Raw genomic sequence first — 8521 nt, forward strand, 5'->3', positions numbered from 1 at the left:
GGGCCGAGCACTGGAACACCGACCCGAAGCCCTTCATCTGGAAGGCGACCGCGGAGGAGATCATCGCCAAGGTCCGTCGCGGGCGTGAGGTCCTCAACCAGATCAATTCGCAGACGGACCACTAGCGTCGGTACGTGGACCCCACCGCGCTGATCGCCCTGAACCAGGGCAGCGTCCGGTCGGCCGTGGGGATGGCGACGTTCTCGCGGGGCGTGGAGTACGCGGACCTGGGCGCGGTGCGGCAGGTGGCGTGGCGGGAAGCCGCGGCGGTCCTGGTCGGTTCGGTGGCCGGCGGCGCCGCGCTGCCCTACCTGGTCACCGTCCACCTGGTCCACGACGCGTTGGACGACACCTGGCGCTTCGTGCGCAGGCAGTGCAGCTGCCCGATCCAGCACAACTGCAAGCACGCCGTCGCCCTCGCCCTGATGGCCGGCGGGCACGCCGCTCCGCAGCCGGAGCCGACGACCCCGGTGTCCTGGGAGGACCCGTGGCGCTCGCTGCTGAGCCCGAGTGAGATCGGTGCGCAGGCGCCGGCGCCGGTCGAGCAGCGCGCCCTGGCCATCGAGCTGACCTTGCGGCGCACGCTGCCGACGCTGTGGGGGAAGAGCGGCGGGCCGGAGGCGATGCAGCTGTGGGCGCGGGTGGTCCGCGAGGGCCGCCGCGGCTGGGTCGCCGGTGAGGTGAGCTGGGGCCGGATCGGCAGCCTGCGATTCAACCGGGAATACGTCGCCGAGCAGGTCCGGGTACTGACCGATCTGCACGCGCTGTACCTGGCCCGCACCGGCACGACCGGGACCAACCTGCGCTACGGAGACGACAAGGCAATCGAGCTCTCCGCCATCACCTCCAGCGCACTGTTCCCGTTGCTGGCCGAGGGCGCGCGAGTCGGCCTGCGCCTGGTGCACGCCGACAACGAGCTCGGCGAGCTGCCCCCGGTCGACGCCGCCGAGCTGTGCCTGGACGTGACGGCCTCCGACGACGAGGGCGCGGCCCTGCAGGTCTCCCCCGCGCTGCGCATCGACGGCCGCTTCGGTGAGGTCGTTGCCGTCGCCTTCATCGGCCACGGGACCGGCGCCGTGGTCCGCCCGGCCGAGGACGAGGAGCTGGCCGCCAACCCGGCGCACTGGCCGCTGCGGCTGGTGTCCCTCGCGACGCCCGCGCCCGCCGCGCTACGGAAGATGGCGCTGGCCCACGAGCAGCTCACCGTGCCGGCCGCTCAACGCGACCGCTTCCTCGACAACTACTTCCCGCAGTTGCTGCGCATCGCCGAGATCGTGTCCTCCGACGGCTCGTTCGCGATGCCCGAGGTGTCCGAGCCGGTCCTGCTGCTGCGCGCCGACTTCGGTGCCGAGCACGCGCTCACCCTGCAGTGGGAGTGGACCTACCAGGTCGGCGAAGCGGAGCGTCGCTTCCTGCTGACCCCGGCGCCGGACACCGGGGTGCGCAGACCAGCGGCAGAGGCCGCGCTGCTGGCCGGTCTGGAGCCCGGACTCGGTGCCTACGGGATCGGTCGCGTCGACGGCCCCGGCATCGATGCACCGCTCGAGCTCAGCGGCGTGGACACGATGAAGTTCGCCACCGAATGGCTCCCCCGGCTGCGTCAGCAGGCCGGCGTGCGGGTCGAGGTCAGCGGGTCACCGGCGGAGTACCGCGAGGCCGGGGACTCGCTGCGTATCGCGGTCTCCACCAAGGCACTGGCCAACGACGGCGACTGGTACGACCTCGGCGTCTCGATCACCGTCGACGGCGAGACCGTTCCCTTCTTGGACGTGTTCGTCGCCCTCGCGCAGGGCCGTTCGCACCTGTTACTGCCCGGCGGGGCGTACTTCTCGCTGGAGAAGCCCGAACTTCTCACGCTGCGTCGCCTGATCGACGAAGCCCGCATGCTCTCGGACAAGCCGGACGGCCCGCTGCGGATCAGCCGGTACCACACAGCGCTCTGGGACGAGCTGATCGGCATCGGCGTCGCGACCCGGCAGGCAGCGAGCTGGCGCAAGCACCTGGACGCGATCCGCCGCCTGGACTCCGTCGGTGGAACCCCGCTTCCCGCCGGCCTACAGGCAGAACTGAGGCCCTATCAGATCGAGGGCTTCGAATGGCTCGCGTTTCTCTGGGAGCACCGCCTCGGCGGGGTCCTCGCCGATGACATGGGCTTGGGCAAGACGCTGCAGTCCCTCGCCCTGATCGCGCACGCCCGCGCCACCGAACCGAACGCCCCGCCGTTCCTGATCGTGGCGCCGACCTCGGTGGTGTCGAACTGGGCCGCCGAGGCCGCGCGCTTCACCCCGGGCCTGCGGGTGTCCACCGTGACCGAGAGCGAAGCCCGGGGCCGCCGGCCGGGCGGCACACCGCTGGCCGACCGGGCGGCGGCCGCGGACGTCGTCGTTACCTCCTACGCCCTGCTGCGCATCGACGCCGAGGTCTACCAGGGCCGGGACTGGTCGGGCCTGCTGCTGGACGAGGCGCAGTTCGTGAAGAACCGGGTGGCCAAGGTGCACCGCGCCGCCCGGCTGGTACCGGCGCCGTTCAAGCTCGCGATCACCGGCACCCCGCTGGAGAACTCGGTGATGGAGCTGTGGGCCCTGCTCTCGATCACCTCCCCCGGCCTGTTCCCGTTCCCGGACGCGTTCAAGGAGCACTACGCCGCCCCGATCGAGCGCAACGCCGACGTCGAGATGCTCGCCCAGCTGCGCCGCCGGGTCCGGCCGCTGCTCAAGCGGCGCACCAAGGAGGCGGTGGCTCCGGAGCTTCCGCCCAAGCAGGAGCAGGTGCTCTCCGTCGCCCTGGAACCCCGGCACCGCAAGATCTACGACCTGACGTTGCAGCGCGAGCGGCAGAAGGTGCTCAAGCTTCTCGACGACCTCGACGGCAACCGCTTCGAGATCCTGCGCTCGCTCACCCTGCTGCGCCAGCTCAGCCTGCATCCCGGCCTGGCTGACTCCGAACACCGCGACGTGCCGAGCGCCAAGATCGACGCCCTGCTCCAGCACGTCGACGCGGTCGCCGGCACCGGGCACCGCACGCTGGTCTTCAGCCAGTTCACCGGGCTGCTCGACCTGATCCAGGCGCGCCTCGGGGACGCCGGCGTCGCCTTCGCCCGCCTCGACGGCAGCACCCGCCGCCGCGGCGAGGTGATCGACGCCTTCAAGACCGGCACCGCCCCGGTGTTCCTGATCAGCCTCAAGGCCGGCGGCTTCGGGCTCAACCTCACCGAGGCCGACTACTGCTTCCTGATGGACCCGTGGTGGAACCCGGCCACCGAGATGCAGGCCGTCGACCGCACCCACCGGATCGGCCAGACCCGCACGGTGCACGTCTACCGGCTGATCGCCGAGCACACGATCGAGGAACGAGTGCTGGCCCTGCAGGCCCGCAAGGCCGAGCTTTTCAAGACTGTCCTCGACGACGGCGACGGCGCCTTCGGCCGGCGCCTGGACGCCGACGACATCCGCGGCCTGTTCCTCTAGCTGCCGCGCCACGCAAGTGTCAGCCGCTGCGGGCGCATGTCAGCCTTCCTGCGGGCTGACATGCGCCCGCACGGGACGTCGTCCCGGAGGGGTGGGGCCTCAGATGAGCGGGGGCAGGCCGTTCGCGGTGCGGATGACCTCGACGATCGAGGCCATGATCTCGGTCAGGCCGTAGTCCTTCGGCGTGAAGACGGCGGCGACACCGGCCTCCTTGAGCGCGCGGGCATCGCCGTCGGGGACGATGCCGCCGACGATCACCGGCACGTCACCCGCACCGGCGTCGCGCAATCTCCTCAGCACGTCCGGGATCAGCTCCATGTGCGAGCCGGACAGGATCGAGAGGCCGACGCAGTGCACGTCCTCCTCGACTGCGGCGGCCACGATCTGAGCCGGCGTCAGGCGGATGCCCTGGTAGATGACCTCGAAGCCGACGTCGCGGGCGCGGACGGCCACCTGCTCGGCGCCGTTCGAGTGCCCGTCCAGGCCGGGCTTGCCGACCAGCAGTCGCAACCGGCGGCCCAGGTCCTCGCCGGTCCGCTGGACGGCGGCGCGGACCTCGGCGATCGCGGCACCGTCGGGCGCGGCACTCACGCCGGAGACCCCGGTCGGCGCGCGGTACTCCCCGAACTCCTCACGCAGCGCACCGGACCACTCCCCCGTCGTGACACCGGCCCGCACGCACTCCAGGGTCGCGACCATCAGGTTGTCGGTGCTCTTCGCGGCCTTGCGCAGGCCCTCCAGGGCACTCGAGGCCGCTTCGTCGTCGCGCGCCTCACGCCAGGCGGCCAAGCTCGCCAGCGCGGCCGCCTCAGCGGCGGGATCGGCGGTCTGGATCGCGGCGTCGAGGTCGGCCAGCAGCGGGTTGGGCTCGGTCTCGATGAAGGAGTTGACCCCGATGACCTTGTCCTCGCCGGACTCGATCCGCTTGCGGCGCTCGGCATGCGAGGCGACCAGGGCGGACTTCATGTAGCCGGACTCGACGGCCGCGACCGCGCCACCCATCTCGGCGATGCGGTCCATCTCGGCGCGGGCATCGGCGACCAGCTGATCGACCTTCGCCTTGACCACGACCGAACCCTCGAAGAGGTCGTCGTAGTCCAGCAGGTCGGACTCGTGCGCGAGCACCTGCTGGATCCGCAGCGACCACTGCTGGTCCCAGGGGCGCGGCAGGCCGAGGGCCTCATTCCACGCGGGCAGCTGGATCGCGCGGGCCCGGGCGTTCTTGGACAGCGTCACGCCGAGCATCTCCAGCACGATCCGCTGAATGTTGTTCTCCGGCTGAGCCTCCGTCAGACCGAGGGAATTGACCTGCACGCCGTAACGGAACCGGCGGTCCTTGGGGTTGGTGACGCCGTAGCGCTCGGCGGTGAGGGCGTCCCACAGCTCGACGAAGGCCCGCATCTTGCACATCTCCTCGACGAAGCGCACGCCGGCGTTGACGAAGAAGGAGATGCGGGCCACGACCTCGCCGAAGCGTTCGGGGGGAACCTGCCCGGAGTCGCGGACGGCGTCGAGCACGGCGACGGCCGTGGACATCGCGAACGCGAGTTCTTGGACCGTCGTCGCCCCGGCCTCCTGCAGGTGGTAGCTGCAGATGTTGATCGGGTTCCACTTCGGCACGTTCACCACGGTGTAGGCGATCGTGTCGACGGTCAGGCGCATGGAGGCCGCCGGCGGGAAGACGTACGTCCCGCGCGAGAGGTACTCCTTGATGATGTCGTTCTGGGTCGTCCCGGAGAGCATGGAGAGCACCTCGACGGGGTCGGCGCCGGCCTCGGTGGCCTGCTCCTCCGCGACGACCTGGTACATCGCGAGCAGCCACATCGCGGTCGCGTTGATGGTCATCGAGGTGTTCATCGTGTCCAGCGGGATCCCGACGAACAGCTTGCGCATCTCACCGAGGTGCGGGACCGGGACGCCGACCTTGCCGACCTCGCCCTTGGCCAGGACGTGGTCGGGGTCGTAGCCGGTCTGGGTCGGTAGGTCGAAGGCGACCGACAGGCCGGTCTGGCCCTTGGCCAGGTTGCTCCGGTAGAGCGCGTTGGAACCTTCCGCGGACGAATGCCCCGCGTAGGTCCGGATGAGCCAGGGCTTGTCCCGGGTGACGCCGCCGTCTGCCATCGCCGACCTCCTGTTTCCACCGCGATGGTAACGGCGGCGGAACCGTGGGCAGAATTCAACCGTGTACTCCTCCCACAGCTACGCCATGGTCGTGTTCATCGCCCTCGGCGCGTTCGTCGTAGTACTGCGATGGGCCTACTCCGGCCGGCCGGATTCGCTGCTCTCCCGCCGCCCACGCACCGGTACCGTGGACGAATACGGGCTGATGTCCCCCCTGGCGGCGCCCAAAGACGTCGCCGAGGGCGCCGAGATCGGCGCGCAGCTGCAGCAGGCGGGGATCCGCAGCCGGGTCGTGCCCACCGCCGAAGGCCTGCGGGTCATGGTGTGGACGGAGGACCTGTCTCGAGCGCGAGAGGTGCTCCTGGGGTGAGGAAACTCACTCGGTGCTCTGCTCACTCAGTGAAGAGGTCCGGGTCCGGCTCGCGGATCACTTCGGCGCCCAGTTCGTTGAGCTGCTCGACAAAGCCTGCGTAGCCCCGGTCGATGTGGTGGACGTCGGTCACGATCGTCTCGCCCTCGGCCACCAGACCGGCCAGCACCAGCCCGGCCCCGGCCCGGATGTCATGGGACTTGACCGGCGCCCCGGACAGGTGCGGACGGCCGCGGATGACCGCGTGGTGGCCGTCAGTGCGGATCTCCGCCCCGAGTCGGACCATCTCGTTCACGAACATGAACCGCGCCTCGAAGATGTTCTCGGTGACCATGGCCGAACCCTCCGCGACGGTGTTCAGCGCGATGTAGGCCGGCTGCAGATCGGTCGGGAAGCCCGGGTAGGGCAGCGTCATGATGTCGACCGCCTCCGGCCGGCGGTCCATCGAGACCCGGAACCCGCCGGCCAGCCACTCCACGTCGGCGCCCGCGGTGACCAGCTTGTCCAGCGGCAGCTCGAGGTGGTGCGGGTTGGCGTTGCGGATCGTCACGTCGCCGCGGGTCATCGCCGCCGCCACAGCCCAGGTGCCGGCCACGATCCGGTCCGGCACCGTGCGGTGCGAGGTCGGTGACAGCGAGCCCGCGGGCACGCCCTCGATCTCGATCGTCGAGGTGCCGGCACCGGCCACCTTGGCGCCCATCTGGATCAGCATGTCGGCCAGGTCGACGATCTCCGGCTCGCGGGCCGCGTTGTCGATCACCGTGGTGCCGTCCGCGAGCACGGCCGCCATGAGGATGTTCTCGGTGGCCCCGACGCTCGGGAAGTCCAGCCAGACGGTCGCCCCTTTCAGGCCGTTGGGCGCGCTGGCGATGATGTAGCCGTGCTCGGACTCGCTCGTCGCGCCGAGCTTGGCCAGCCCGGCGGTGTGCATGTCCAGGCCGCGGGAGCCGATGGCGTCCCCACCCGGCAGCGCGACCTTGGCCTGGCCCAGGCGGGCGACCAGCGGGCCCAGGACGCAGATCGAGGCGCGCAGGCGCCGGACCAACTCGTAGGGCGCCTCGTGGTCCAGCTCAGCCGGGACGTCGATGACGACGGTGCCGGGCGTCAACTCGACTTCGCACCCGAGGCGGCGCAGCAGCGCGGCCATGTAGTCGATGTCGAGGATCTCCGGCACGTTGGTCAGCGTCGTGCGGCCCTCGGCCAGCAGCGCCGCCGCCATCAGCTTCAGCACGCTGTTCTTGGCACCGTCGATCCGGACCTCGCCCGCCAGGCGAGCCCCACCCATGACCCGAAACCGCTCCACCCCTAGATCGTATGGGCGATCCGGATTTCATTGTTCCGGCACGGACGTCAACCTCCGGGGCGTCTTGCGCGTCACGTGTACAGATCGGCCCAACCCTTCGGGGCCGACAGGCGGAGGTGTTCTTCATGCGTCGTCGTATTCGCACCGCAATGCTGTCCGGATTCGCCCTGGCCGGCCTGGTCGGGCTGGGCCTGCCGGCCCTGGCCGGAGCCTCGCACGCCCCGGCCGGGACCAGCCGGGTGACCGCGATCCGCACCGCCACCCACCCGGGCTTCGACCGCCTCGTGTTCGAGTTCAGCGGCAAGCTTCCCTCGCACACGTTCGTCCAGTGGGCGCCGAGGATCACCCGGGACGGCTCCGGCGCCACCGTGCCGGCCGCCGGCAACGCCTTCCTGCAGATCGGGCTTTCGGGGGTCACCGGCTACAACACCAACCACGCCCCCACCTTCGGCGCGCTGCGTCGCTCGACCGGCAACCAGAACCTGAACCAGGTGGTGCACGCCGGGGAGTTCGAGGGCATGGTCTCCTTCGGTGCCGCGATGATGGCGCGCACCTCCTACAAGGTGAGCAATCTGACCAAGCCGAGCCGCGTCGTCATCGACATCAGAAGCGACTACGCCCGCACCCGGGTGCCCGTGTACTTCACCAACAACGCGACCGCGGAGACCCGCTCGGCCTGGCGCTACGTCCCGTCCGGTGCCCCGGCCAACGGCGCGCTACATCGCATGTTCGCCGGCCCCACGCCGGCCGAGGTCGCCACCGGCACCGGTAACACGTTGTCGAAGGCCACCGGGTTCACCGCCCTGTCCATCTCCGGCGGCATCGCCTGGGTGCGCCTGGTCGGCGGTTGTGCCTCCGGCGGCGGGGCGTTCACGATCGCGAACCAGATCGACGCGACGCTCTCGCAGTTCCCGTCCGTGCAGTGGGTGAAGGTGCTCTCCCCGTCGGGGCAGACCGGCAGCCCGAGCGGCAAGACCGACTCCATCCCGACCTGCCTGGAGCCTTGATCCACAGCGATCTGACACTTCGTCAGCATCTGTGATCTGCACCGTTACTGATCCGACCCCCGGCCGACCAGTGCGATCCACTGGTTCGAATGTGCCCGGCCGTCCTCCTAGTGGTCTGTCTGTGACTTAGCGCGGTATGATTGATCATGCCGATCAAGACAGCACCGGCGTTGCCGGTCAGTAGTGAGCAGCGCGCGGAGTTGGCCCGGATGGCGCGGTCCTCGACGCTGCCCCATCGGGCGGTGATCCAGGC

General features: G+C 70.3%; 5 protein-coding genes. 3 read left to right on the forward strand and 2 right to left on the reverse strand.

Annotated features, from left to right (window positions below; translation table 11 throughout):
- Positions 1 to 134: 134 nt before the first annotated feature.
- Entirely contained in the window at positions 135 to 3467 is a 3333-nt protein-coding gene (locus tag H0X00_RS18500; RefSeq protein WP_293773784.1) for a DEAD/DEAH box helicase, read from the forward strand.
- Between the two features lie 99 nt (positions 3468 to 3566).
- On the opposite strand, the gene H0X00_RS18505 is transcribed toward H0X00_RS18500, so the two are convergent.
- A complete protein-coding gene (locus H0X00_RS18505; protein ID WP_293773786.1) occupies positions 3567 to 5588 on the reverse strand; it encodes a protein meaA in 2022 nt (673 codons plus the stop codon).
- 61 nt (positions 5589 to 5649) lie between these two features.
- Between H0X00_RS18505 and H0X00_RS18510 the strand changes: the two genes are divergently transcribed.
- Complete coding sequence (locus H0X00_RS18510) at positions 5650 to 5958, forward strand: hypothetical protein (RefSeq protein WP_293773788.1); 309 nt, start codon at positions 5650 to 5652, stop codon at positions 5956 to 5958.
- Between the two features lie 22 nt (positions 5959 to 5980).
- Here the strand turns inward: H0X00_RS18510 and murA are convergent, their stop codons facing one another.
- Positions 5981 to 7261 carry a UDP-N-acetylglucosamine 1-carboxyvinyltransferase gene (gene murA / locus H0X00_RS18515; RefSeq protein WP_293773789.1) on the reverse strand — a complete coding sequence of 427 codons (1281 nt, stop codon included), beginning with the start codon at positions 7259 to 7261 and terminating at the stop codon, positions 5981 to 5983.
- A 125-nt stretch (positions 7262 to 7386) separates the two neighbouring features.
- Between murA and H0X00_RS18520 the strand changes: the two genes are divergently transcribed.
- Positions 7387 to 8268 (forward strand): GerMN domain-containing protein, encoded by an 882-nt coding sequence (locus H0X00_RS18520; protein WP_293773790.1) that lies wholly within the window; start codon positions 7387 to 7389, stop codon positions 8266 to 8268.
- Positions 8269 to 8521: the final 253 nt, after the last annotated feature.

Origin of the sequence: Sporichthya sp. (assembly GCF_013815995.1) — a bacterium.
GTDB lineage: Bacteria > Actinomycetota > Actinomycetes > Sporichthyales > Sporichthyaceae > Sporichthya.